23 protein-coding genes are annotated in these 22,409 nt (G+C 71.4%); 11 read left to right on the plus strand and 12 right to left on the minus strand.

Annotated features, from left to right (window positions below):
- Positions 1 to 31 precede the first annotated feature (31 nt).
- The 3 genes from IE277_RS00345 to IE277_RS00355 form a co-directional block, all read right to left on the minus strand.
- Complete coding sequence (locus IE277_RS00345) at positions 32 to 610, minus strand: TerD family protein (RefSeq protein ID WP_189947310.1); 579 nt, start codon at positions 608 to 610, stop codon at positions 32 to 34.
- A gap of 155 nt (positions 611 to 765) precedes the next feature.
- Positions 766 to 2,904, minus strand: coding sequence for an excinuclease ABC subunit UvrB (gene uvrB / locus IE277_RS00350; RefSeq protein ID WP_189947312.1), 2,139 nt, complete (start codon positions 2,902 to 2,904; stop codon positions 766 to 768).
- Positions 2,905 to 2,944: 40 nt separating this feature from the next.
- Complete coding sequence (locus IE277_RS00355; protein WP_189947314.1) at positions 2,945 to 3,823, minus strand: MHYT domain-containing protein; 879 nt, start codon at positions 3,821 to 3,823, stop codon at positions 2,945 to 2,947.
- A 280-nt stretch (positions 3,824 to 4,103) separates the two neighbouring features.
- Here IE277_RS00355 and IE277_RS00360 point away from each other — a divergent pair, with 280 nt between their 5' ends.
- The 4 genes from IE277_RS00360 to IE277_RS00375 all read left to right on the plus strand — a co-directional run bounded on the left by IE277_RS00360 (position 4,104) and on the right by IE277_RS00375 (position 7,565).
- Complete coding sequence (locus IE277_RS00360; RefSeq protein WP_189947315.1) at positions 4,104 to 4,973, plus strand: glycerophosphodiester phosphodiesterase; 870 nt, start codon at positions 4,104 to 4,106, stop codon at positions 4,971 to 4,973.
- 41 nt (positions 4,974 to 5,014) lie between these two features.
- Positions 5,015 to 5,569, plus strand: coding sequence for a methylated-DNA--[protein]-cysteine S-methyltransferase (locus IE277_RS00365; protein ID WP_189947317.1), 555 nt, complete (start codon positions 5,015 to 5,017; stop codon positions 5,567 to 5,569).
- A 170-nt stretch (positions 5,570 to 5,739) separates the two neighbouring features.
- Positions 5,740 to 6,648: a pseudouridine-5'-phosphate glycosidase gene (locus IE277_RS00370; protein ID WP_189947319.1), complete on the plus strand. Its 909-nt coding sequence runs from the start codon at positions 5,740 to 5,742 to the stop codon at positions 6,646 to 6,648.
- Positions 6,633 to 7,565: a carbohydrate kinase family protein gene (locus IE277_RS00375; RefSeq protein ID WP_189947320.1), complete on the plus strand. Its 933-nt coding sequence runs from the start codon at positions 6,633 to 6,635 to the stop codon at positions 7,563 to 7,565. Before IE277_RS00370 ends, IE277_RS00375 begins: the two co-directional genes overlap by 16 nt.
- Here the strand turns inward: IE277_RS00375 and IE277_RS00380 are convergent.
- Positions 7,562 to 8,362 carry a class I SAM-dependent methyltransferase gene (locus tag IE277_RS00380; protein ID WP_189947322.1) on the minus strand — a complete coding sequence of 267 codons (801 nt, stop codon included), beginning with the start codon at positions 8,360 to 8,362 and terminating at the stop codon, positions 7,562 to 7,564. The two genes, IE277_RS00375 and IE277_RS00380, sit on opposite strands and share 4 nt — an antisense overlap.
- Before the next feature lie 192 nt (positions 8,363 to 8,554).
- Between IE277_RS00380 and IE277_RS00385 the strand changes: the two genes are divergently transcribed.
- Positions 8,555 to 9,682, plus strand: coding sequence for a magnesium and cobalt transport protein CorA (locus IE277_RS00385; RefSeq protein ID WP_189947324.1), 1,128 nt, complete (start codon positions 8,555 to 8,557; stop codon positions 9,680 to 9,682).
- A 32-nt stretch (positions 9,683 to 9,714) separates the two neighbouring features.
- Here the strand turns inward: IE277_RS00385 and IE277_RS00390 are convergent, their stop codons facing one another.
- Positions 9,715 to 10,347 (minus strand): nucleoside/nucleotide kinase family protein, encoded by a 633-nt coding sequence (locus tag IE277_RS00390; protein ID WP_189947326.1) that lies wholly within the window; start codon positions 10,345 to 10,347, stop codon positions 9,715 to 9,717.
- A gap of 90 nt (positions 10,348 to 10,437) precedes the next feature.
- Here IE277_RS00390 and IE277_RS00395 point away from each other — a divergent pair, with 90 nt between their 5' ends.
- The 3 genes from IE277_RS00395 to IE277_RS00405 all read left to right on the plus strand — a co-directional run bounded on the left by IE277_RS00395 (position 10,438) and on the right by IE277_RS00405 (position 13,596).
- Entirely contained in the window at positions 10,438 to 11,133 is a 696-nt protein-coding gene (locus tag IE277_RS00395) for a DUF2293 domain-containing protein (protein WP_189947328.1), read from the plus strand.
- A 177-nt stretch (positions 11,134 to 11,310) separates the two neighbouring features.
- On the plus strand, positions 11,311 to 11,790 hold the full coding sequence (locus IE277_RS00400; protein WP_189949135.1) for an anthrone oxygenase family protein: 480 nt from the start codon (positions 11,311 to 11,313) through the stop codon (positions 11,788 to 11,790).
- Positions 11,791 to 12,108: 318 nt separating this feature from the next.
- Positions 12,109 to 13,596 (plus strand): glutamate synthase subunit beta, encoded by a 1,488-nt coding sequence (locus IE277_RS00405; RefSeq protein ID WP_189947330.1) that lies wholly within the window; start codon positions 12,109 to 12,111, stop codon positions 13,594 to 13,596.
- 60 nt (positions 13,597 to 13,656) lie between these two features.
- Here IE277_RS00405 and IE277_RS00410 read toward each other — a convergent pair whose 3' ends face one another.
- A complete protein-coding gene (locus IE277_RS00410) occupies positions 13,657 to 14,175 on the minus strand; it encodes a carboxymuconolactone decarboxylase family protein (protein WP_189947331.1) in 519 nt (172 codons plus the stop codon).
- 46 nt (positions 14,176 to 14,221) lie between these two features.
- Here IE277_RS00410 and pdxR point away from each other — a divergent pair, with 46 nt between their 5' ends.
- Positions 14,222 to 15,685, plus strand: a complete 1,464-nt coding sequence (pdxR, locus tag IE277_RS00415; RefSeq protein WP_189947333.1) for a MocR-like pyridoxine biosynthesis transcription factor PdxR — start codon at positions 14,222 to 14,224, stop codon at positions 15,683 to 15,685.
- 57 nt (positions 15,686 to 15,742) lie between these two features.
- Here the strand turns inward: pdxR and IE277_RS00420 are convergent, their stop codons facing one another.
- Together IE277_RS00420 and IE277_RS00425 are read right to left on the minus strand one after the other, a co-directional pair.
- Positions 15,743 to 15,997: a DUF397 domain-containing protein gene (locus tag IE277_RS00420; protein ID WP_189947335.1), complete on the minus strand. Its 255-nt coding sequence runs from the start codon at positions 15,995 to 15,997 to the stop codon at positions 15,743 to 15,745.
- Positions 15,998 to 16,858, minus strand: a complete 861-nt coding sequence (locus tag IE277_RS00425) for a Sco1979 family transcriptional regulator (RefSeq protein WP_189947337.1) — start codon at positions 16,856 to 16,858, stop codon at positions 15,998 to 16,000.
- Positions 16,859 to 17,104: 246 nt separating this feature from the next.
- Here IE277_RS00425 and IE277_RS00430 point away from each other — a divergent pair, with 246 nt between their 5' ends.
- Positions 17,105 to 17,932, plus strand: coding sequence for an ATP-binding protein (locus IE277_RS00430; RefSeq protein WP_189947339.1), 828 nt, complete (start codon positions 17,105 to 17,107; stop codon positions 17,930 to 17,932).
- A 125-nt stretch (positions 17,933 to 18,057) separates the two neighbouring features.
- Positions 18,058 to 18,450, plus strand: a complete 393-nt coding sequence (locus tag IE277_RS00435; protein ID WP_189949136.1) for a hypothetical protein — start codon at positions 18,058 to 18,060, stop codon at positions 18,448 to 18,450.
- A 134-nt stretch (positions 18,451 to 18,584) separates the two neighbouring features.
- On the opposite strand, the gene IE277_RS00440 is transcribed toward IE277_RS00435, so the two are convergent.
- The 4 genes from IE277_RS00440 to IE277_RS00455 form a co-directional block, all read right to left on the minus strand.
- Entirely contained in the window at positions 18,585 to 18,761 is a 177-nt protein-coding gene (locus IE277_RS00440; RefSeq protein WP_189947341.1) for a DUF8839 family protein, read from the minus strand.
- Positions 18,762 to 18,915: 154 nt separating this feature from the next.
- Complete coding sequence (locus IE277_RS00445) at positions 18,916 to 19,590, minus strand: DUF899 domain-containing protein (RefSeq protein WP_189947343.1); 675 nt, start codon at positions 19,588 to 19,590, stop codon at positions 18,916 to 18,918.
- 224 nt (positions 19,591 to 19,814) lie between these two features.
- On the minus strand, positions 19,815 to 20,984 hold the full coding sequence (locus IE277_RS00450; protein ID WP_189947344.1) for a cytochrome P450 family protein: 1,170 nt from the start codon (positions 20,982 to 20,984) through the stop codon (positions 19,815 to 19,817).
- A 20-nt stretch (positions 20,985 to 21,004) separates the two neighbouring features.
- Positions 21,005 to 22,402, minus strand: coding sequence for an amidohydrolase (locus IE277_RS00455; protein WP_189947346.1), 1,398 nt, complete (start codon positions 22,400 to 22,402; stop codon positions 21,005 to 21,007).
- Positions 22,403 to 22,409: the final 7 nt, after the last annotated feature.

Consider the following 22,409-nt stretch of genomic DNA (forward strand, 5'->3'; position numbering starts at 1 on the left):
GTCGTGCGCGCTGCCGGTCGGCCGGGCGGTCCTACAGATGCGGAAGGATCGTCGGCATCAGGTCCTGGAAGGTGCGGCCGTTGGCCGGGGAGCCCAGGGCGGTCATCGTCCAGCCCGAGCCCGCGCGGTGCACCTTCGCCATGATCTGGGCGGTGTAGTCACCGCCGCCGTCCAGCGTGTAGCGGGCGAGTTCCTGGCCGTTGGTCTCGTCCACGAGGCGGCAGAACGCGTTCTGCACCTCCTGGAAGGTCTGGCCCGTGAAGGAGTTCACGGTGAAGACGATCTGGTCGATGTGGACCGGAACGCGCTGCAGGTCCACCAGAATCGCTTCGTCGTCACCACCCTGGCCGACGCCGCCGACCAGGTTGTCGCCGGTGTGGCGGACCGAGCCGTCGTCGCTCACCAGGTGACGGAAGAAGACGACGTCGACCGGCTGCTTCTCGGCGAAGAGGACGGCCGAGGCGTCCAGGTCGATCTCCCGGGTACGGGAGCCGAACAGACCGCGCCGCTTCGCGGCCTGCCAGCCGAGCCCCATACGGACCGCGGTCAGGGTGCCCCCGTCCTGCTTCTCCAGGCTGATGGCCTGACCCTTGCTCAAGTTGACGGACACCGCTGATTCCCCTCTCGATGGTCCCCTGTTGCCGCGCAGTACGCGGTTGTGCAGAACCCTACGCAGGGGCACCGACAGTGCCGAACCCCGGCCCGCGCTTTGTGTCGGTGTTGCAACACTTGCGTATATGCCGAGGTCCGGCGGGTGACAGGGGCTCAGGCGAGTCCGGCTTCGCGCATCTGGCGCAGTTCCTTCTTCATCTCCGAGACCTCGTCGCGCAGCCGGGCCGCGATCTCGAACTGCAGCTCCGCGGCGGCGGCGCGCATCCGCTCGGTCATCTCCTCGATCTGCTCGGCGAGTTCTGCCGCCGGCCGGTCCGTGGGCACGGCCGCGCCCTTGGCCGCCTTGCCCGCCTTCGCGCTCTTGGCCGCCTTGTCGCCCAGCGACGGGACGGGTGCCTTGGCGCTCTTGCCGTCCTTGTTCTTGCGGTAGCCGGAGCCGAGGAGCTGCTCGGTGTCGACCTCCTCGCGGGCGATCTGCGCGACGATGTCATTGATCTTCTTGCGCAGCGGCTGCGGGTCGATGCCGTTCGCCTTGTTGTAGGCGACCTGCTTCTCCCGGCGGCGGTTGGTCTCGTCGATGGCCTTCTCCATCGCCGGGGTGATCTTGTCGGCGTACATATGGACCTGGCCGGAGACATTGCGCGCCGCGCGGCCGATGGTCTGGATCAGCGAGGTGCCCGAACGCAGGAAGCCCTCCTTGTCGGCGTCCAGGATCGCCACCAGGGACACCTCCGGCAGGTCGAGACCCTCACGCAGGAGGTTGATGCCGACCAGGACGTCGTACTCACCGGAGCGCAGCTCGCGCAGCAGCTCGACACGGCGCAGGGTGTCGACGTCGCTGTGCAGATAGCGCACCTGGATGCCGAGTTCCAGGAAGTAGTCGGTGAGGTCCTCGGCCATCTTCTTGGTCAGCGTGGTGACGAGGACGCGCTCGTCCTTCTCGGTGCGCTTGCGGATCTCGTGGACCAGGTCGTCGATCTGCCCCTCGGTGGACTTGACGACGACCTCCGGGTCGACCAGACCGGTCGGGCGGATGATCTGCTCGACGACGCCGTCGGATCGCGACAGCTCGTACGTGCCCGGGGTGGCCGACAGATAGACGCTCTGGCCGATGCGCTCCTGGAACTCCTCCCACTTCAAAGGGCGGTTGTCGAGCGCGGAGGGCAGGCGGAAGCCGTGGTCGACGAGGGTGCGCTTGCGGGAGGCGTCGCCCTCATACATGGCGCCGATCTGGGGGACGGTGACATGCGACTCGTCGATGACGAGCAGGAAGTCGTCCGGGAAGTAGTCCAGCAAAGTGTTGGGCGGGGAGCCGGGCAAGCGGCCGTCGAAGTGCATCGAGTAGTTCTCCACGCCGGAGCAGCTGCCGATCTGGCGGAGCATCTCGATGTCGTACGTCGTGCGCATCCGCAGACGCTGGGCCTCCAGGAGCTTGCCCTGCTTCTCCAGCTCGGCCAGGCGCTCCCCCAGCTCCTTCTCGATGTCGTTGACGGCCCGCTCCATGCGCTCGGGGCCGGCGACGTAGTGCGAGGCGGGGAAGACGTACAGCTGCTGGTCGTCGCTGATGATCTCGCCGGTGAGCGGGTGCAGGGTGGACAGCGCCTCGATCTCGTCGCCGAACATCTCGATGCGGACGGCCAGCTCCTCGTAGACCGGGAAGATCTCGATGGTGTCGCCGCGGACCCGGAAGGTGCCACGGGTGAAGGCCATGTCGTTGCGCGTGTACTGGATGTCGACGAAGCGGCGCAGCAGATCGTCCCGGTCGATCTCGTCGCCGACCCGGAGGGGGACCATCCGGTCGACGTACTCCTGCGGAGTACCGAGGCCGTAGATGCAGGACACCGAGGCGACCACGACGACGTCACGGCGCGTGAGCAGCGAATTCGTGGCCGAGTGACGCAGCCGCTCGACCTCCTCGTTGATCGAGGAGTCCTTCTCGATGTAGGTGTCCGACTGCGGGACGTAGGCCTCGGGCTGGTAGTAGTCGTAGTACGAGACGAAGTACTCGACCGCGTTGTTCGGCAGCAGTTCGCGGAATTCGTTGGCCAGCTGGGCGGCCAGTGTCTTGTTCGGCGCCATCACGAGCGTGGGGCGCTGGAGCTTCTCGATCATCCACGCCGTGGTGGCGGACTTGCCGGTGCCGGTCGCGCCCAGCAGGACGACGTCCTTCTCACCGGCCTCGATGCGTTTGGCCAGCTCGGCGATGGCCGCCGGCTGGTCGCCGCTGGGCTGGTAGGGGCTGACGACCTCGAAGGGCGCCACCGTGCGTTCGATGTGGGAAACGGGCCGCATGTCATCCACCGTACGACCCCCCACTGACAACGGGTCCGGATCAGCGGTTCTGCGGGGTCCGGGACGCGTGGTGCTCGGAGGTACGGGCCGACAGGCGTCCCTCGTGGAGGGCGGGGCGGTGGTCCGGGTGGGCGGCGACGGAGGCGGCGGGGACACCCGGTTTCCCCTCGACGGGCATCCGGACGGGGCGACCCATCACCATCAGCGGGTCGAAGATCACCACAATGCCCGCGAGGAGCAGGAAGGCGAGCGGGCCGATCAGCATGGGCGCGAGCACGGACGGCTCCGGCGCGCCTCCGGCGGCATGGGACGGGCCGTCGAGGTGGGCGCCCAGGGCCGCCATGCCCATGTAGTGCATTCCGCTGACCGCGAGCCCCATGACGAGGCTCGCCCCCACGCTCCACATGAATCCCCGGACACGTCCTGCGGCCCACAGGGCGGCGGTGGCGGCCACGACCGCTATGACGACGGAGGCGGCGACGGTGAGCGTGTTGTAGGTGAAATGCCCGTGGAAGCGGACGCCGGCCATGCCGAGGTAGTGCATCGAGGCGACACCCAGACCTGTGATCGTGCCGCCGGTGAACAGTGCCGTGCCGGTCGCGCCCCGGTAGCCGACGATGAAGATCCCGATGCCGACCATGACGATGGCGAGACCGAGGCTCGCGTAGGTGATGGGCTTGTCGTAGTGGATCGGCGTCTCCTCGATGGCGAAGCCCATCATGGCGACGAAGTGCATGGTCCATATGCCGGAGCCGATCGCGGCCGAGCCGAGGGCCAGCCAGGCGGGTCGCCAGGAGTGCGTGACCAGCAGGGACCGTGTGGTGCAGCGCAGGCCGAGGGCGCCACCGAGGCAGGCCATCAGATAGGCCACCAATGGGGTGACGGCCCCGTAACTGAATCCGTCGACCGTGCCTTGCATCCGCGGCTGCCCTTCCGCCCTCTTGCGTCCCGGAATCCTCGAAATGTTCCCCCGGCCCAGGACCGCGCGGGCGGTCAGGGTTGTCGCAGAGAGTATGACCCCCACCGGAATGGTCGAACGATTTTCCGGCAAAGAAACACGGCCTTGCCGCACTTGTGCGGCACCGGTGAGCAGGCCTGGACATCTCCATTGAGTGTGTGGTCGTCGTGCGCCCGGGTGTCGTTGACCGTCTGCTGTCAGTGTGGTTGCTGTCCGTATTCGCTCGACGCCAGGAGTCTGCATGCACGCACGCGTAGTTGCCGCCACGGCCGCCGCGGTCCTGGGGGTGGCGGTCCTGCTCAGCCCCGCCTCCGACGCCCGGGCCGGAGACGTCGGCGAGATCACGGTGATCGCCCACCGGGGTGCTTCGGCCTACGCTCCCGAGAACACGCTGGCCTCCATCGACAAGGCCGCGCAGCTGGGCTTCTCCTGGGTCGAGAACGACGTCCAGCGCACCAAGGACGGAGAGCTGGTCGTCATCCACGACGACAGCCTGCCGCGCACCACCAACGTCGAGCAGGTCTTTCCCGGACGGGCACCGTGGAAGGTGAAGGACTTCACCGCGGCCGAGATCGCCCGGCTGGACGCGGGCAGCTGGTACTCCCCCGCCTACGCGGGCACACGCGTGCCGACGCTGAAGGACTACATGTGCCAGATCGAGCACAACCACGAGAAGCTGCTCCTGGAGATCAAGAACCCGGAGCTGTACCCGGGCATCGAGCAGCAGACCCTGAAGATGCTCGACAACCAGGGCTGGCTCGACCAGAAGCATCTGGAGCGGCTTGTCGTGCAGAGCTTCAGCGCCGGCAGCATCCGGACCGTGCACGAGCTGAAGCCCGCGGTCACCACCGCCTACCTCGGGGCGCCCGACGTGGCGGAGCTGCACCAGTACGCGCGCTTCACCGATCTGATCAACCCGTCGTACGGATCGCTCTCCAAGGCGTACGTCTCGGCCGTGCACTCCTTCGAGGGGCCGCACGGCAAACCGCTCCGGGTGTTCGCCTGGACGGTGAACGACGCGCCCACGGCCCACAAGGTGGCGGGCTACGACGTCGATGGCATGATCACCAACAAACCGGACGTGGTGCGGGCCGCGCTGGGGTCGGACTGATCACGGCGGGCGTTGTCAGTGGCGGGTCGTACCGTGGGCGCATGGACAGCCATGGGCAGGATGAGCAGCAGGTCGTATGGGCCGTGGTGGGCACCGACATCGGGCCGCTGATGCTGGCGGCGACCCGGGACGGCCTGGTCAACGTGGTCTTCCACGCCACGGACGCGGTGCGCGACCGCAGCCTGGACCGGCTGGCGGCCCGGCTGGGCGGCGCTCTCGTGGAGGATCCGGACTCGCCGTTGCTGGCGGAGGCGACACACCAGCTGCGGGCGTACCTCGCGGGCGAGCGCCATGACTTCGACCTGCCGCTGGACTGGTCGCTGATCTCCGGCTTCAACCGGCAGGTGCTGCGCGAGCTGGCGGCCGGTGTGCCGTACGGCACGGTGGTGGGGTACGGCGATCTCGCCGGGCGGGTCGGGCAGCCCGGCGGGGCGCAGGCGGTCGGCGCGGCGATGGGGGCCAATCCGCTGCCGCTGGTCGTGCCGTGCCACCGCGTGGTGGAGAGCGACGGCGGCATCGGCGGTTTCGGGGGCGGGCTGGAGACCAAACGGAAGCTGCTCGCCCTGGAGGGTGTGCTGCCCGAGCCACTGTTCTGATCCGGCCCCGTCGACCGCTCGTCCCGGGCCCGGCCTGGATTCCTGACGGGTTGTCCGGGGGCTGGTCCACTCACCGCGGCCGGCTGGTGTCGTGCCCCACACGCCGCGAGCGTTTAACGGCCGCCGGGGCCCGCCAGAGATCAGGAAAGGCCGACGACAGGAGGCGACGCGTGGTGCTGGTGGTGTCGGAAGAGGTCCGGGATGCGCTCGGCGCCCGGCGGCCGGTGGTGGCCCTGGAGTCAACGATCATCGCGCACGGTCTGCCCCGCCCGCGCAACCTGCAGGTGGCGCTGGAGCTGGAGGACGTCGTGCGGCGGGAGGGCGCCGTACCGGCGACCATCGCCGTGCTCGAGGGACGCCCCTGTGTCGGCCTGGACAAGGAGCAGTTGGAGCGGGTGGCGAACGAGGACGGCATCCGCAAGCTGGGCCACCGTGATCTGCCGCTCGCCGTGGCCTCCGGCGTGAGCGGGGCGACCACGGTGTCGGCGACGGCGCAGCTGGCCGCGCTCGCGGGCGTCCGGGTGTTCGCCACCGGCGGGCTGGGCGGGGTGCACCGGGAGTGGACGGTGACGCAGGACGAGTCAGCCGACCTGGGTCTGCTGGCACGCACGAGGATCACCGTGGTCTGCGCGGGCGTGAAGTCGATCCTGGACGTGCCGGCGACCCTGCAGCGGCTGGAGACGCTGGGCGTGGCCGTCGCCGGGTACGGCACGGACCGGTTCCCCGGCTTCTATCTGTCGGACTCGGGGCATCCGGTCGACTGGCGGCTGGACACCCCGGATCAGGTCGCCGACGTCATACGGGCCCAGGACGACCTCGGCGCGCCCGAGTCGGCCCTGATCGTCGCCAACCCCGTCCCCGAGGCGGAGCAGCTCGATCCCGGGCTGCACGCACGCGTGCTCGCCGACGCGCTGCGCGCCTGTGCCGAGCAGGGCGTCACCGGGCAGGCGGTGACCCCGTTCCTGCTGGACTACCTGGTCCGGCACACCGACGGCGCCTCCCTGAGCGCCAATCTGGCGGCCGTGCGCGGCAACGTACGGCTGGCGGCGCGGATCGCCACGGCGTGGGCCAGGAGGTGACCGCGGGCCGGAACGGGGCGCTGCTGGTCGTCGGTGATGTGGTCACGGATGTGGTCGCCCGGCACCAGGGGCCGCTGGCGGCTGGTACCGACACGGCCGCCGCGATCCGGACGCTGCCGGGCGGCGCGGGCGCGAACGTGGCCTGCTGGGCCGCGCACACAGGCTGTGCGGATGTACGACTGCTCGCACGGGTGGGCGTGGACGCGGCCGCGTGGCACGAGCGTGAGCTGGTCGCGGCCGGGGTGCGGCCCCGACTGGTGGTCGATCCGACGGCGCCGACCGGGACGGTGATCTGCCTCGTCGACACGAGTGCGGCGGCGGAGCGCACGTTCCTCACGGACAGTGGTGCGTCTTTGCGGCTCGAACCGGCCGACTGGTCGGACGGGTTGCTCGACGGCGTGGCCCGGCTCCATCTGTCGGGCTATCTGCTGTTCACGGAGCCGAGCCGGGAGCTGGCCGAGACGGCGCTCGCGGCGGCACGCAGGTGTGGCGTGCCGGTCAGCCTGGATCCGGCGTCGGCCGGCTTCCTGGTACGGCTGGGCGTGGACCGCTTCCTCGCGTTCGCGCAGCGGCTGGATGTGTTGCTGCCCAGCCGGGCCGAGGCGTGTCTGCTGACCGGGCTGCCGGACCCGGTGGACGCGGCGGCCAAGCTGAGCCGTCTCGTTCCGCTGGTCGTGGCCAAGGCGGGCGCGGACGGTGCGCTCGTGGCCCGCTCTGGCGGCACACCGGTCCGGGTCCCCGCGGCGCCGGCGGTCCCTCGGGACACCACGGGCGCCGGGGACGCCTTCACGGGGGCGTTCCTCGCCGCCCTGCTCGCGGGCGCGGACCCGGAGAAGGCGGCGGCAGAGGGCTGCCGGGCAGGCGCGCAGGCCGTACAACGGGTGGGCGGCAGACCGCCCTGCCCGGACAGGCCCTAGGCGGCCTTCCTCCCCCACACCGAGATCATCGGCGCGGTGGCCAGGTCCATGCCCCCGGCCTCGACGTTGGCCAGGTGCCGGTCGATGTCCTCGTCGGTGGCGAGCCCGGCGGTGACGAGCCGGTCCCGGATCTGACGGACCGTCGCGGCTTCCAGGGCGGTGCAGGCGGGCGAGGTCACGGGGAAGAACGCGTCCGCCTGCACACCGCTCAGACCGGCTTCACGGAGCAGCCGCGGGAGTTTGCGGCCGTACGACAGATCGGCGCCACGTTCGGCGAGCAGCTTGCGAAAGCCCTGGCGCAGCCGGTTGGCCAGCCGCTGCTCGGGTCCGTACGCGTCGGGGCAGAGCAGGGGCTGGAGGGCGGGGTCGGCGTCCTCGACCAGCAGGCATCCGCCGGGCCGCAGCGCCTGGATCATGGACCGCAACGCCCTTTCCCGGTCCGGGACATGGACGAGGACGAGCCGGGCATGGACCAGGTCGAAGCCCTCGCCCGGCGGTTCCTCGGTGCCCACGTCGTGGACACGGACCTCCAGCGGCGGTCGGGCGGCGGCAGCGGCGACCAGCGAGGTGTCGATGTCGGTCGCGACGACCTTTCCGGTGGGTCCCGCTCTCTCGGCGAGCCAGGACACCACGGAGGTGCCGCCGGCCCCGACTTCCCAGCAGCGCCAGCCGGGCCCGATGCCGAGGGCCTCGATGTGCCGGAACGTCGTGGGATCGAAGAGCGTGGCGAAGGCGTCGAAGCGGCGGCCGGCCTCGTTCTGCCGGTTGTCCAGGAGGTACCTGTCAGGCTGCGTCATACCGCGATCATCCCCGTGCGCCCTGTCGACATGCGGGAGCCCGTCTGTCCAGCGGGAGTCGGTCCTCCACAGGCGGGAACCAAACGGAACCTCCCGTTCCCACAGGCTTACCCGCGCTTTGCTCTCGGCTGGCAGACTTGCCCGGCAAGACGCGGAAGCGTTACGCGAGGGGATCCATGCAAGGAGATCCAGATGTCCATGGCGGGGAATCTGCGAAAGGTCACGGGGCTGAGCCGGGTCGGCGGCCTTCGCAAGGTGGCGCGGCTCGCCCGACGGCGCCCGCGTGTGGACCTGAGCCATCCCGCCAGGTCACCGCTGGGCTCGTCGGTGGTCAACTGTGTGACGTATCAGGACGGCGTGCGGGTGCCGCAGTGCACGGATCTGGTGGACGCCGTGCGGATGGTGCGCAAGACCGGCGAGGGGTTCGTCTGGCTGGGGCTGCATGAGCCGACGGACCGCGAGTTCGCGGGCATCGCCGAGTTGTTCGACCTGCATCCGCTGGCGGTGGAGGACGCGGTCGAGGCCCATCAGCGCCCGAAGTTGGAGCACTACGGGGACACGCTCTTCGCGGTGTTCAAGACCGTCTGTTATGTGGAGCACGAGAAACTCACGGCGACCAGCGAGGTCGTGAACACCGGCGAGATCATGGTGTTCGTCGGCAAGGACTTCGTCATCACGGTCCGACACGGCCGGCACGGCTCGCTGGGTCCCCTGCGCGAGGAGCTGGAGGCTCATCCGTATCAGCTCTCGAAGGGCCCGGCGGCGGTGCTGCACGCGATCGCCGACCATGTCGTCGACGACTATCTGACCGTCACGGACGCGGTGCAGGCGGACATCGACCAGGTCGAGACCGAGGTGTTCACGGAGACCGGCGCACGGGTCGATCCCGGCCGCATCTACCAGATGAAGCGCGAACTGCTGGAGCTGAAGCGGGCGGTGGTGCCGCTGGGCCGCCCGGTGGAGGACCTGGCCACCCGGCCGATCCGGGTCATCGCACCGGAGATACAGGCCTACTTCCGGGATGTGCTCGACCATCTGATCCGGGCCAAGGAACAGATCGCCGCGTTCGACGAACTGCTCAACTCGATCCTGCAGGCCCATCTCGCGCAGGTGACCGTCGCGCAGAACGAGGACATGCGGAAGATCACGGCCTGGGCCGCGGTGATCGCCGTGCCGACGATGGTGTGCGGGGTGTACGGCATGAACTTCGACCACATCCCGGAGCTTCACTGGCGGTTCGGCTATCCGCTGGTCATGGCCGTCATGGGGGGCGCGTGTCTGGTGCTGTACCGGGGCTTCCGGCGGAACGGCTGGCTCTGAGCCCCGGGGGGTCCGTGGCCTGGCGGTGCGGCTCAGCCGCTCCAGGCGGGATGACGCGGGTCGTCGGCGCGTACCAGGACGTCGGCCGTGCCTGCGGGGTCGGTCTCGTGCTCGTAGCGCTCGAAGGCGGGGAGCGTCCAGTGGTCGGCCTCCGGGGTACGGCGGCGCAGGGCACCCGGGGAGAGAAGGAGGTGCACGGTCAGATCGAAGGGGAACCAATGGCGGAGCAGGAGGGGACCATGGAGCAACAGGATCCCGCCGGGCGGGAGTTGGGAGTAGGGGCTGCGGGTGGCCCGGTCGGTGACCGGATCCCACAGGTCGGGCAGGACCCGACCGCTGCCGCCCGGGTCCAGCGGGCCGAAGACCTCGCGCCACAGGGCGCCGGTGTCGAACCATCCGGCGAAATACGACTCCGCGTCCCGCCGCCCGTGTTCAAGGCGTAGCGAGGCGGGACGCAGAAAGCCCTCGGCGCCCACCACGAGTGCGGGCCGGCCACGTACCCGCAGTGCCTCGCCGACACGCTCGGCGAGATCGCCGGGCCGGGCGGCCGGGGCACCGTCGAAACCGACCCGCGGCCAGGCGCCGCCGTCGGTCGGCTCCAGGCCGGCCAGCCGGTCGGCGAGCAGCTCGGCGAGCCGGTCCCAGGTGATCGCTTCGAGTCGCACAGGCCCATGATGCCGGGTGGCGGTGGGCCGGGCTGACCGAGCCTGCCGGGAGGAAGGGACGCGCGGGCGGTGACGGGGAAAGTACCGCGTATGGCGCTTCCTTCAACTCCCCACTCCCCTGGTCGGCTTGTCGTCATCCAGGCCCTGAAGCCCAAGCGGTGTGCCGCGTGCCGGCGCGGGCCGGTGTCACTGCTGGTGCTGGAGGACGGGGCACCACGCTGCCTGCGCTGCGCCGACCTCGGGCACCTGGTGTTCCTGCCCCGCGGGGACACCGCGCTGACCCGCAGGTCCAGGGAGGAGAGCGGCCTGTCGGTCGTGGTGGTGCGGTTCAACCGGCGCAAGAGCCGTTACGAGCGGCAGGGCGTGCTCGTGGAGGAGGCGGCGCTGGCTCGCGCCGAGGCCCGCTGTCTGGCGGACGCGGAGGCGCGGCGCCGGCGGCGGGCGCGGGACGCGCGGCGCAGGGCGGCGGCGGACGAGCAGTTCGCGGCGGCGTTCGGGGCCGAGATCCTCCGGCTGCTGCCCGGCTGCCCGGCCGACCGTGCGCGGGCCATCGCGGCACACGCCTCCGCGCGGGGCAGCGGACGGGTCGGGCGCAGCGCGGCCGGGCGGGCGCTGTCCGAAGGGGCGGTGATCTCGGCGGTCGTGGCGGCTGTACGGCATGTGGACACGCCGTACGACCAGCTGCTGATGAGTGGGGTGTCACGGTACGAGGCGAGGCGCCGGATCGCCCCGGCCGTGGAGAGCGTGCTGCGGGCCTGGCAGGACGCCGGGGCGGATGTGGGCTGAGTGCAGCGAGAGGAGAAAGAGACCAGGGGGAGAAAGAGACAAACAGAGGAGAGATAGAGACGTTTGCGTATGTCGTCGCGTTCCTCGGCCATGGTCGGCGCCCCTTGCTGGGCATTGACTGGAGGCGAGAGATGCCGGGCCCGTACCGGGCGGAGCGAGACGAGATGGGGCGTGGCGATGATCGAGGGGCCGTTCTTCGTGCTGATCGTGGTGGGGATTGTGGGCACCGGGCTGATGGCCGGGGTGTTCTGCGCGTTCTCGACCTTTGTCATGCGGGGGCTCGCCACGCTGCCGCCCGCGCAGGGCGTCGCGGCGATGAACGCGATCAATGGCGCCGCGGTGCGGCCCGCCTTCATGACGGTGTTCACCGGCTCGGCGGTGCTGAGCGCGATGATCGCGGTGGTGACGTTCGTGGTGTGGCCGGACGAGGGGAAGCTCGAACTGCTGCTGGGCAGCGCGCTGTATCTCTTCGGCGCGTTCGGGCTGACGGTGGTCGCGAATGTCCCGCGCAACGACCGGCTGGCCCGGCTGACCCCGGGCGCGCCGGAGGCCACCGTGTACTGGCCGGCGTACGTGCGCGAGTGGACGTTCTGGAACCACCTCCGGGGCGTCGCCGCCGCCACCGCGGCCCTGATCTATGTACTGGCCCTCACATGACCTCCCCGGGCGCCTCCGCCCGCCCCGCCTCGCCCCGTCCCGAACCCGTCCCGAACCCCGTCCCAGACCCGTCCCAGGAACGCCTCAGAAGACCCCCAGCACCCCTGGCGCCCCCAGCACCCCTGGCGCCCCCGACGCCCCCACCTGCGGAAAGCGCTCTTCAGCGCGTTCCCCGCCGCTCTGCGCGGTGGTCGACGCGGACGTATCGTGGCCGGAAGAGCGCTGAAGGCTGCCGTCGCTGACCTGGCTGCCGCCGCCGGCGCACGGCCCGTCGTACACCCGGTACCCGCGCGGTACCCGTACGCGAGGAAGACGACCATGGCCGATCCCAAGGGGTTCATGACCACGCCACGCCAGGAGTGGCCGCGGCGGCCCGTGGAGGAGCGGGTGCGGGACTGGGACGAGGTGTACGTCCCCGGGGCGCTGCTGCCCATCGTCAGCAAGCAGGCCGACCGGTGCATGGACTGCGGGATCCCGTTCTGCCACGACGCCTGTCCGCTGGGCAACCTGATCCCGGAGTGGAACGACCTGGTCTCGCGGGAGGACTGGCGGGCGGCGAGCGACCGGCTGCATGCGACGAACAACTTCCCCGAGTTCACCGGCCGGTTGTGTCCGGCGCCCTGTGAGGCGGGCTGCGTCCTCGCGATCAACCAGCCGGCCGTCACCATCAAGAACGTCGAGTGCGCGATCGCCGACCGGGCCTGGGCGGAGGGCTTCACCGCGGCCCGGCCGCCCGAGCGGCTGTCCGGGAGGACGGTCGCCGTGATCGGCTCCGGGCCCACCGGGCTCGCCGCCGCACAGCAGCTGACCCGGGCCGGACACACGGTCGCCGTCTACGAGAGGGACGACCGGCTCGGCGGTCTGATGCGGTACGGGATCCCCGAGTTCAAGATGGAGAAGCGGCATCTGGAGCGGCGGATCGAGCAGATGCGGGCCGAGGGGACGAAGTTCCGGACATCGACCGTGGTCGGGCGGGATGTCGGAGCGGTGGAGCTGCGGGGGCGGTACGACGCGGTGGTGATCGCCACGGGCGCGACGGCGTGGCGGGAACTTCCGGTGCAGGGCCGGGAGTTGAACGGAATACATCAGGCGATGGAGTATCTGCCGTTGTCGAATCGCGTATGTGAGGGGGATCTGGAGGTCTCACCGCTGTCGGCGGCCGGCAAGCACGTGGTGATCGTGGGTGGCGGGGACACCGGGGCGGACTGTCTGGGGACCGCGGTGCGCGAAGGGGCCGCGTCCGTGACCCAGCTGGACATCTACGGTCAGCCGGACGCCGAGCGCGACGAGGACACCGAGCCGTGGCCGACGTACCCGAAGATCTATCGGCTGTCGGCCGCGCACGAGGAGGCCCGGGACCTGCGTACGGCACCGGCGGCGGACGCGGACGCTCGGCTGTTCGCGGCCTCCACGCTCCGCTTCACCGGCGACGACGGCGGCCGGGTGCGGTCGCTGCATCTGGTGGAGGTCGACGAGTCGCGCCGTCCGCTGCCGGGCACCGGGCGGACGCTTCCCGCCGATCTCGTGCTGCTCGCCCTCGGGTTCTCCGGACCGGACCAGGAGGACGGGCTGATCGCGCAGTTGGGGCTGCGGCTCGCCCCGCGTGGCACGATCGCGCGGGACGACGGTTTCGCGACCAACGTCCCCGGGGTGTTCGCCGCCGGGGACGCGGCGCGCGGACAGTCGCTCATCGTGTGGGCGATCGCGGAGGGACGGGCGGTGGCGGCGGCCGTCGACCGTTATCTGACCGGGAGTTCACAGCTGCCGACGCCGGTCTCTCCGAGGGATCGGCCGATGAGGGTCTAGGTGTGGCGATGGTTCTCCCAGCCGGCGAGATCAGGTGATCGGCACCGGCCCGTGCTCGGGTCAGCCCTTCCTCTCGTCCGTGCCCGCCACCTTCCCCGTCGCCAGGGCCACCCGGTTCCATGTGTTGATCGTGCAGATCAGGGCGATGACATGGGCCAGTTCCGCCTCCTCGAAGCATGCGGCGGCCTCGGCGTAGACGGCATCGGGGACGCCCGCGCCGGCGACGAGGGTCAGCGCCTCGGTGAGTGCCAGGGCGGCCTGCTCCTTCGGGGTGAAGAAGTGCCGCGCCTCGCGCCAGACGGCGACCATGTGCAGCCGTTCCTCGCTCTCGCCGGCCTTGCGGGCGTCGCCCGTGTGCATGTGCAGGCAATAGGCGCAGTGGTTGAGGTGCGAGGCGCGGATCTGGATCAGCTCGACCAGCGTGGGATCGAGGCCGGCGCGGGCGGCGGCGTCGAGGCCGATGACAGCGCGGAAGGCCTTCGGCGCGGACCTCGCGAAGTCCAGTCGGCTGTGGGAGGCCTCGGCCGCGGCGATCGCGCTGGTGAAGTCGGTGGCGGTGGCGGTGGTGTTCGTCGTCATGGCTTCAACCTACGGGTGCGACAGACCGACTGTAGGGTGCATTTCCATGACGGAATCGTGGGTCAATTCCGCGGAGCGGATCGGTGCCGATCTACATCTGGAGCTGTCGGGTCCGGGCGGTCGGCGGGCGACGCTGACCCGGGCGCTGCGGGAGGCCGTGCGCAGCGGCCGGCTGGCGCCGGGCACCCGTCTGCCCCCGTACCGGTCGCTCGCCGCCGATCTCGGCGTGGCCCGCAACACGGTGGCGGACGCCTACGCGGAGTTGGTCGCGGAGGGCTGGCTGACCGCCCGCCAGGGCTCGGGCACCCGGGTCGCCATGGGGGTACCTCCCACGCCGTTCGGGCAGTCGGGGAGAGCGGAGCCACCGCGACACGCCGTGCGGACACCGGTGAAGCCGGTAAAGGCGCCACCACGCGCGCGTGGTCCACGACACGATCTGCGGCAGGGCGCGCCGGACGCCTCGGCGTTCCCGCGGGCGGCCTGGTCCGCCTGCTACCGGCGGGCGTTGCAGCAGGCGCCGAGCGAGGCGTTCGGGCCGGGCGATCCGGCCGGGCGGCGGGAGCTGCGGGAGGCGCTCGCCGCATACCTGGCACGCGCGCGTGGTGTGCGGACCGAGCCGGACCGGATCGTCATCTGCTCGGGCTTCGCGCACGCGCTGCGGCTGCTGTTCGGCCAGGGCGCGGGCGGGGTGCTGCGCGGTCCGCTGGGCGTGGAGGCGTACGGGCTGGACTTCCACCGGGGGCTGCTCGTCACGGCCGGGGTACGGACGGTGCCGCTGCCGCTGGACGAGCACGGCGCGCGCGTGGACGTACTCGGGCGACAGCGGGCGGTGCTGCTCACGCCGGCGCACCAGTTCCCGACCGGCGGCCCGCTGCACCCCGAGCGCCGGGCGGCCGTGATCGGCTGGGCACGCGCGCGGGGGGCGGTCGTCCTGGAGGACGACTACGACGGCGAGTTCCGCTACGACCGCAAGCCCGTCGGCGCGCTCCAGGGCCTCGATCCGGAGCGGGTGATCCACCTCGGCTCGGTCAGCAAGAGCCTGTCGCCGGCGCTGCGGCTGGGCTGGATGGTCCTGCCGGAGCGCTACGTCGGGCCGGTGCTCGCGGCGAAGGGCGAGCGGGAGGCCTGGGCGAGCGTCCTGGACCAGCTGGCGCTGGCGGAGTTCATCGTCTCCGGGTCGCACGACCGTCATGTGCGGCGTATGCGGCAGCGCTACCGGCACCGGCGGGACCGGCTCGTGGCCGCGCTCGCCGCGCACGCGCCGCAGATCGAGGTCACGGGCATCGCGGCCGGGCTGCACGCGGTGCTGCGGCTGCCGCCGGGCACGGAGCGGTCCACGCTGAAGGCCGCCGCATGGCAGGGTGTCGCCCTGGACGGCCTCGCCGCGTTCCGGCATCCGGAGGCGGAGACGACGGCGGGTGACGGACTGGTCGTGGGATACGCGACGGCAGCCGAACACGCCTACGGCGCGGCGCTGGAGGCACTGTGCGGGGTGCTGCCTCCCGGCTGAGCACAGGCAGGACGGGCAGGACAGGGAAGTCCGGCGGAAATCACCGCACGGTCAAGGTCATGACAGCAGGAAGTCGGCCTCCCCCGCCTTGGCGCCCTCGATGAACGCGGTCATCTCGTCCGCGGTGTAGATCAGTGCCGGGCCGTCCGGATCGGTGGACTGGCGCACGGCGATCCGGCCGTCGGCCAGCTTCATCGCCTCCAGGCAGTTTCCGCCGTTGCCGCCGCTCCAGGGCTTGTGCCAGCCCTCGCTGCCCAGCTCCCGCGCGGGCATGCCGTTGTAGACACGGCCGCGCGGCTCGATGCGATCCATTCACAGCTCCTTGCGGAGATCCTGGAGGATCTCCTTCGTGCGTTGTGCCGTAGCGGCCTGCGCCGCCATGCGGTCCATGACCTCCAGATGGGTGGCCACCTCGGTGCGCGCGTCCAGGTAGACGGCGCCGGTCAGGTACTCGCTGTAGACCATGTCCGGCAGCTCCGGCATGGCGAATCGGAACAGCACGAACGGCCCGTACGTCCCCGGATGCGGCCCGCTCGCGAACGGGGCGACCTGGAGCGTCACATGGGGCAGCTTCGTGGCCTCGAGCAACTTGTCGATCTGCGCACGCATCACCTCCGGGCCGCCGACCGGGCGGCGCAGGGCCGTCTCGTCCATCACCGCCCAGAACCGCGGGGCATCGGCACGGGTGAGCAGTTGCTGGCGCTGCATGCGCAGCGCGACATGCCGCTCGATGTCGTCCGGGCTGGTCTGGCCGATGGCACCGGACCGGAGCACACCGCGCGCGTAGTCCTCGCTCTGCAGCAGGCCGGGGACGAAGTGCGGCTCGTAGGAGCGGATGAGGCTGGCCGCGCCCTCCAGGCTGACGTACATCGAGAACCAGCCGGGCAGGATGTCATGGAAACGCTGCCACCAGCCGGGCCGGTTGGCGTCCTCGGCCAGCCGGACGAAGAGGTCGGCCTCGTCGTCGGGCACACCGTAGGCCTTGAGCAGCAGTTGCAGGTACGGGATCTTGAGGGCGACCTCGGCCATCTCCATACGGCGCACGGTGGCGGGCGCGACGCGCAGGACGCGGGCGGCGTCCTCACGCTTGAGCCCGGCGCGTTCCCGCAGGTCCAGCAGGCGCCGGCCGAGGACCACCTGGCCCACCGTCGGCGCGGACCGCGGTTCGCTCACGCTCCCACCTCCACCGAAGACTCCACCGAAAGCCGCACCGCGCCCAGAGGCTGCACCGAAATGTTTCCCGACAGCCCTACGGCGCCATTCGAAGATGCATTCGAAGACCGGGGCGGTTCTCCGATGACCCCAATTGGCGCCGTTCGACGTGCTGTTGCGAGCAGTGTGCCACGGCCTCTGACCGAGTCACACAGCACTCTGCATTTTTCAGAGTGACACTTGCCAAGTGTTCACGGCGGGGAGATAGTGGCAAGCGTGATTCCGTCCGCGCCCTTAGGAACAGACGCCGCCGCAGACCGTCCCGGTCGCGGCGCAGCCACGGGAGCAGCCCCTCAAGGGGTCGCTGCCGGGCGCCGGTTCCGCTTCGAGCTGGCAGCACACCCGGGTTCCGTCGCCCAGGCCAGACGCCTGACGCATGCCCGGCTGAGCGGCTGGTCGGTGTGCGCGGACACCTGCGACAACGCCGCCTTGGTCGTGTCCGAGCTGGTCACGAACGCGATCGTGCACACCGCGAGCAGCCGAGTCGTGTGCGAGCTGCACGACCATGACGACACCGTGCGCATCGCCGTGCGCGACTGGGGCTGTGCCCCCGGCGAACCCCACCCGTCCCCGCAGCGCCCCGACGAGGAGCACGGGAGGGGATTGTTTCTCGTCGACGCGCTGTGCCGAGCCTGGGGTGCGCAAGAGTACGGGCCGGGATTGCTGGTCTGGGCCGAGTTGGCCCGCCGGGCCGACATCGCGGATATCGCCGACATGCCTCACATGGCCGACATGGCTGGCATGGCCGACGAAGCCATGGCTCACGGCACCACCGCTCACGGCACCACCGCTCACGACAGCGCTGCTCACGTCCCGTTCGCCCCGCGCAACGACCTGGGCTGGGGCGCCCGCACCAAGCCGGGGCGCCCCGGAGACTCCGACGAGGACGAGTCGCCGGAGGGTCGGCACCCGGGTTCCGGGCATCCCGTCCGCCGGGCCGGCGATCAGCCGCACCGGCGCCGCGCCCCGGACCGGCCCGCGCAGCAGCCGCTGCACCGGGCCCCCGAACAGCGCCGCGCCGGGGAGCACCTGTGACCCGAGGCCATGACTCCGGCGGCCAGGGCACCGAGCCACACGGCGTCACCGACCCCGACCGGCGACCGGTCACCGACGCCGGCCGGTTCACCCGCCGCGGTCAGGGTTCCGAAGCGGCTCTCGGCCTGGACACCCTGGTGCGGCTGCAGCGCCGCAGGCCGGTCCCGGACACGCCGCGTCGGCTCACGCTGCCGGACGGCATGACCGCCTCGCTCGGCTGGGACGCCGTGGCCGTGCCCGACCGCCTCGGCCCGCTCGTCGTACCCCGGCTGCCGCGGCTGGGCTGCGTGTACACCGACGGCGCCCGCTGGTGGTGGATCGTTCCGTCGGACTCCGACTACGCCCTGCCCTGGCCCTCCCCGGCCCACTACGCCCCGGGCGCCCTGGTCAACGACACCGCCCGGCTGATCCACCGCCCGGACGGCGCGGTCCCGTACACCCCGCCGATCCCGCTGTACCTGGCCCTGTGCCGAGTGCTCGGCACGGCCCCGGACTGGTCGCGGGCGGTCTCGGCGTAGACACCGCCTCGCCCGCTTCGACCGCCCGGCCCGCTTCGACCGCCCGGCCCGCCTCGACCGCCGGGCCCGGCTTCGGCCGGGGTGCCCACAGGTCGGCCGGGGCGCCCAACAGGTACAGGCCGGCGCCGGCCCGCTCACTCCGCGCCGTCGACGCCCCGCACGATCACCAGGAACATGTCCGTCGCGAGGTCCATGACGACCTCGGCGGGCAGGCCCTCCTGCCGCCGGGCGTGCGCGAACTCCTCGGCGGGCCGGGACCCTCGCGGTCCACCGGCGGGAAAGCGTTCGAGCACGGTTCGCCCGTTCACCATCTCGCACCTCCAGAAAGCGTCATCCTTATGGGAGTTAACGCCCTGGAGCAGGCAAACACCTCGCCCGGTGACGGGACTGAGACATTGCCTACACCATTTCGGCGCGGACCGTGACAATCCGTTCACCGTGTGACACGAACCCGCACCCTCCGTGTCAGAAGTCGTACTCGTCGTACTCGTCGTGCAGGCGGAGCCGGTCGCAGCCGACCGGACCGCGGCCGAGCGCGGTGAGATCGAGCAGGCCGGCGACGGTACCGAGGCCGTCCAGCCCCTCGTCGAACACCGAGTAGGTGTGGAAGACCCGGTCGTGGTCGCGCAGGAAGCAGCTGACCCCCGGGCGCTCGGCCAGGCCGCCGTCCGAGGCCACGGTGGCCTCGAAGTCGAGGTTGAAGTCGAGGTTGAAGTCGCCGTGGGACGCGGAGGACGCCGAGTACCAGGGCACCGCCCAGCCCATCCGCGCCTTGAACGGCAGGATCCGGGTGAACGGCGCCCGGGAGACGGCCACGAAGGAAGTGCTCCGGGAGCGCAGATGGGCGAGGTGGCCGACCTGGTCCAGGAAGGCCGAGCAGCACGGACAGCCGGTCTCCTGCTCCGGCGCGAACACGAAGTGGTGGACGACAAGCTGGGTCCGGCCCTCGAAGAGGTCCAGCAGGGTGGCCTTGCCGTCGCCGCCCTCGAAGACGTACTCCGTGTCGACCTCGACCATCGGCAGCCGGCGCCGCTCCGCGCCGAGGACCTCGCGCGCCCGTCTGACCGCCTCCTCCCTGCGCAGCAACTCCTCACGCGCGGCGCGCCACCGCTCGCGCGAGACGATCTCCGGGAACGACATGGGCTCTCCTGTCCACGGTCGGTTCGCAAGAGGTGACCGTCGGTGGATACGGAACTCATCGCCGCGCACGGAAATTGTTTCCGGTCGGTTTTCAGGAGGGGCTTCCAGGAGGGTTTACGGCAGGACTCCCGGAGGGCGGCTTCCGGCAGGACTTCCGGAGCGCGGCTTCCGCCCAGACTCCTCCCGCCCGGACTCCTCCCGCCCGGCTCCCCCGCCCCCGTCGCTCAGTACCTCACCGGCAGGGCCAGCAGCCCCCGCGCGCGCAGGGACGGGCGCCACTTCAACTCCCCGTCGCCCAGGGCCAGGTCGGGGAACCGCTCCAGCAGGGCCGCCAGGGCGATCTCCGTCTCCGCGCGGGCCAGGGGCGCGCCGAGGCAGTAGTGGATGCCGTGACCGAGGGCGAGATGTCCGGCGGCGTCGCGGGAGAGGTCGAGGCGGTCGGGGTCGGGGAAGCGGGCGGGGTCGCGGTCCGCGGCGGACAGGGACACCAGCACCGTCTCCCCCGCCGGGACGGTGACGCCGGCGATGGTCACGTCCTCGGTGGGGAACCGGCGGATGGCGAGCAGGGCGGGACCCTCGTAGCGGGCCAGTTCCTCCACCGCGGCGGGCAGCCGGTCCGGGTCCTTGCGCAGGGCGGCCAGCTGGTCCGGGTGCTGGAGCAGGGCGAGGACGGCGTTGCCGATGAGCTGGACCGTGTTCTCGTAGCCGGCGAAGAGGATGACGAAGGCCAGCGACATCAGCTCGTCCTCGCTGAGCCGGTCGCCGTCCTCGTCGCGTACGGCGATCAGGTCGGAGAGGAGGTCGTCGGCGGGTTCGGCGCGCTTGGCGGCGAGGAGCCGGGTGAAGAAGCCCAGCATGGCGGCCACCCCTTCCCGGGCGGCTTCGGGCCGTGCCGGGTCCGGGGCGATGAGGCTGTCCGTCCAGGTCCGGAAGTCCAGCCGATGGCTCTCCGGCACGCCGAGCAGGTCGCAGATGACGGTGATCGGCAGCGGGGCCGCGTAGGCGGCGATCAGGTCGGTGGTGCCGTGCGGGCCGAGCGCGTCCAGGAGCCGGTCGGCGGTACGGCGGATGGGCTCGCGCAGTTGCTGGACGCGGCGCGGAGTGAACGCGCGGCCGGCCAGCCGCCGGATGCGGGTGTGGTCCGGCGGGTCCATGTTGAGGAGGTTGGCGTCCAGGGCGGGCGGCAGGGAGAGCCCCTTGTAGGTGCCGGCCGTGGCGTGCCGCCGGTCCGCCGAGAGCCGCGGGTCGGCGAGCGCGGCCCGGACGTCGTCGAACCGGGTCACCAGCCAGGCGGGGCTGCCGTCGGGTCCGGCGATGCGATGCACGGGCGCGGTGTCGCGCAGGCGCCGGTAGACGTCGTAGGGGTGGTCGATGAGGCCGTCCGCGAGATCCATGATCTTCAGCCTACGCGGGCTCAGGTGTCGTACTGCTGGATGCGCCGGCCGTGGCCGCGGTCGGTCAGTGCGGGCAGGCGCCGCGTCAACTCGCCCATGACGGACGGGAGATCGAGGGTGAGCAGGACGCGGTCACGCATCAGGATCCGGCCGTCGACGACGGTCGTGCGGACGTCCGACGCACGGGCGCTGTGCACGAGGGTGGCGGCGAGGTCGTGGACGGGCTGGGTGTGCGGGCCGGTGAGGTCGACCAGGACGATGTCGGCGCGCCGGCCGGGCGCGAGGCTGCCCACGCTGTCGCCGAGGCCGACCGCGCGGGCGCTCTGCAGGGTGGCGTGGTGCAGGGCCTGACGGGAGGTCAGCCAGCGGGGATCGCCCTCGGTGGACTTCTGGACCAGGGCGGTCAGCGTCATCGACTCCCAGACGTCGAGGGAGTTGTTGGAGGCGGCGCCGTCGGTGGCGAGGCCGACGGGGACGCCGGCCGCGCGCAGGGCCCGTACCGGAGTGGTGTCCGGCCAGGCGAACCGGAGGTAGCCGCGGGGCGCGGTCGCCACGGCCGTACGGCCGCCGGTGCGGGCCAGCAGCGGAAGGTCGCGTTCCAGGATGCCGGTGCCGTGCGCGATGAGCAGATCGGTGTCGAGCAGTCCGGTCCGCTCCAGGACCTCGACGGGGGTACGGCCGTGCCGGGCGAGGCCGGCTTCGCTCTGGTCGCGGTTCTCGGCGGCGTGGATGTGGACGGGCAGGCCGTGCGCGCGGGCGAGTTCGGCGGTGGCGGCGAGGTCGGCGTCGGTGACGGTGTAGGGGGCGTGCGGGGCGAGGGCGGTGGTGATACGGCCGTCGGCGGTACCGCGGTGGCGCAGCGCGAACTCCGCCGAACGTTCCCGCCCTTCGGGGCCCTGGCTGGAGAAATAGGCCTCGCCGAGGTGGGCGCGCAGCCCGCACTCGGCGACGACGGCGGCGACCGTGTCCATGTGGAAGTAGTGGTCGGCGAAGCAGGTCACCCCGCCCCGGATCAGCTCGGCGCAGGCGAGCCGGGCGCCCAGCTCCACGTCGGCGGCGGTGAGGTTGGACTCGACGGGCCAGACGACGCCGTTGAACCACTCCTCGATCGGCAGATCCTCCGCGAGGCCGCGCAGCACCGTCATCGGGGCGTGCGTATGGCAGTTGATCAGCCCCGGCATCGCGACCTGCCCGTGCGCCTCGATCCGCTCCACGGCCGGCAGGTCCCGCACCTCGGCGGCCGTCGTCACGGACTCGATGACCCGGTCGCGTACGACGATCGCCGCGTCCGTGCGGAACCCGATCCGCTCGTCCTGGTCGTGCCCCTCGTGTTCCTCGTGTTCCTCGTGCTCCTCGTGCTCCTCGTGGACGAGGACGGTGCAACCGGTGATGACGAGGTCGGCGGGGGAGGCACGCATGCGCCCA

Origin of the sequence: Streptomyces alanosinicus, assembly GCF_014650595.1 — a bacterium.
Lineage (GTDB): Bacteria > Actinomycetota > Actinomycetes > Streptomycetales > Streptomycetaceae > Streptomyces > Streptomyces alanosinicus.

Bases quoted from the DNA above. Each gene is read 5' to 3' on its own strand.
- uvrB (WP_189947312.1), bottom strand. From the start codon at position 2,904: ATGCGGCCCGTTTCCCACATCGAACGCACGGTGGCGCCCTTCGAGGTC.
- IE277_RS00355 (WP_189947314.1), bottom strand. From the start codon at position 3,823: ATGCAAGGCACGGTCGACGGATTCAGTTACGGGGCCGTCACCCCATTG.
- IE277_RS00360 (WP_189947315.1), top strand. From the start codon at position 4,104: ATGCACGCACGCGTAGTTGCCGCCACGGCCGCCGCGGTCCTGGGGGTG.
- IE277_RS00365 (WP_189947317.1), top strand. From the start codon at position 5,015: ATGGACAGCCATGGGCAGGATGAGCAGCAGGTCGTATGGGCCGTGGTG.
- IE277_RS00380 (WP_189947322.1), bottom strand. From the start codon at position 8,362: ATGACGCAGCCTGACAGGTACCTCCTGGACAACCGGCAGAACGAGGCC.
- IE277_RS00385 (WP_189947324.1), top strand. From the start codon at position 8,555: ATGTCCATGGCGGGGAATCTGCGAAAGGTCACGGGGCTGAGCCGGGTC.
- IE277_RS00395 (WP_189947328.1), top strand. From the start codon at position 10,438: ATGGCGCTTCCTTCAACTCCCCACTCCCCTGGTCGGCTTGTCGTCATC.
- IE277_RS00400 (WP_189949135.1), top strand. From the start codon at position 11,311: ATGATCGAGGGGCCGTTCTTCGTGCTGATCGTGGTGGGGATTGTGGGC.
- IE277_RS00405 (WP_189947330.1), top strand. From the start codon at position 12,109: ATGGCCGATCCCAAGGGGTTCATGACCACGCCACGCCAGGAGTGGCCG.
- IE277_RS00410 (WP_189947331.1), bottom strand. From the start codon at position 14,175: ATGACGACGAACACCACCGCCACCGCCACCGACTTCACCAGCGCGATC.
- pdxR (WP_189947333.1), top strand. From the start codon at position 14,222: ATGACGGAATCGTGGGTCAATTCCGCGGAGCGGATCGGTGCCGATCTA.
- IE277_RS00420 (WP_189947335.1), bottom strand. From the start codon at position 15,997: ATGGATCGCATCGAGCCGCGCGGCCGTGTCTACAACGGCATGCCCGCG.
- IE277_RS00440 (WP_189947341.1), bottom strand. From the start codon at position 18,761: ATGGTGAACGGGCGAACCGTGCTCGAACGCTTTCCCGCCGGTGGACCG.
- IE277_RS00445 (WP_189947343.1), bottom strand. From the start codon at position 19,590: ATGTCGTTCCCGGAGATCGTCTCGCGCGAGCGGTGGCGCGCCGCGCGT.
- IE277_RS00450 (WP_189947344.1), bottom strand. From the start codon at position 20,984: ATGGATCTCGCGGACGGCCTCATCGACCACCCCTACGACGTCTACCGG.
- IE277_RS00455 (WP_189947346.1), bottom strand. From the start codon at position 22,402: ATGCGTGCCTCCCCCGCCGACCTCGTCATCACCGGTTGCACCGTCCTC.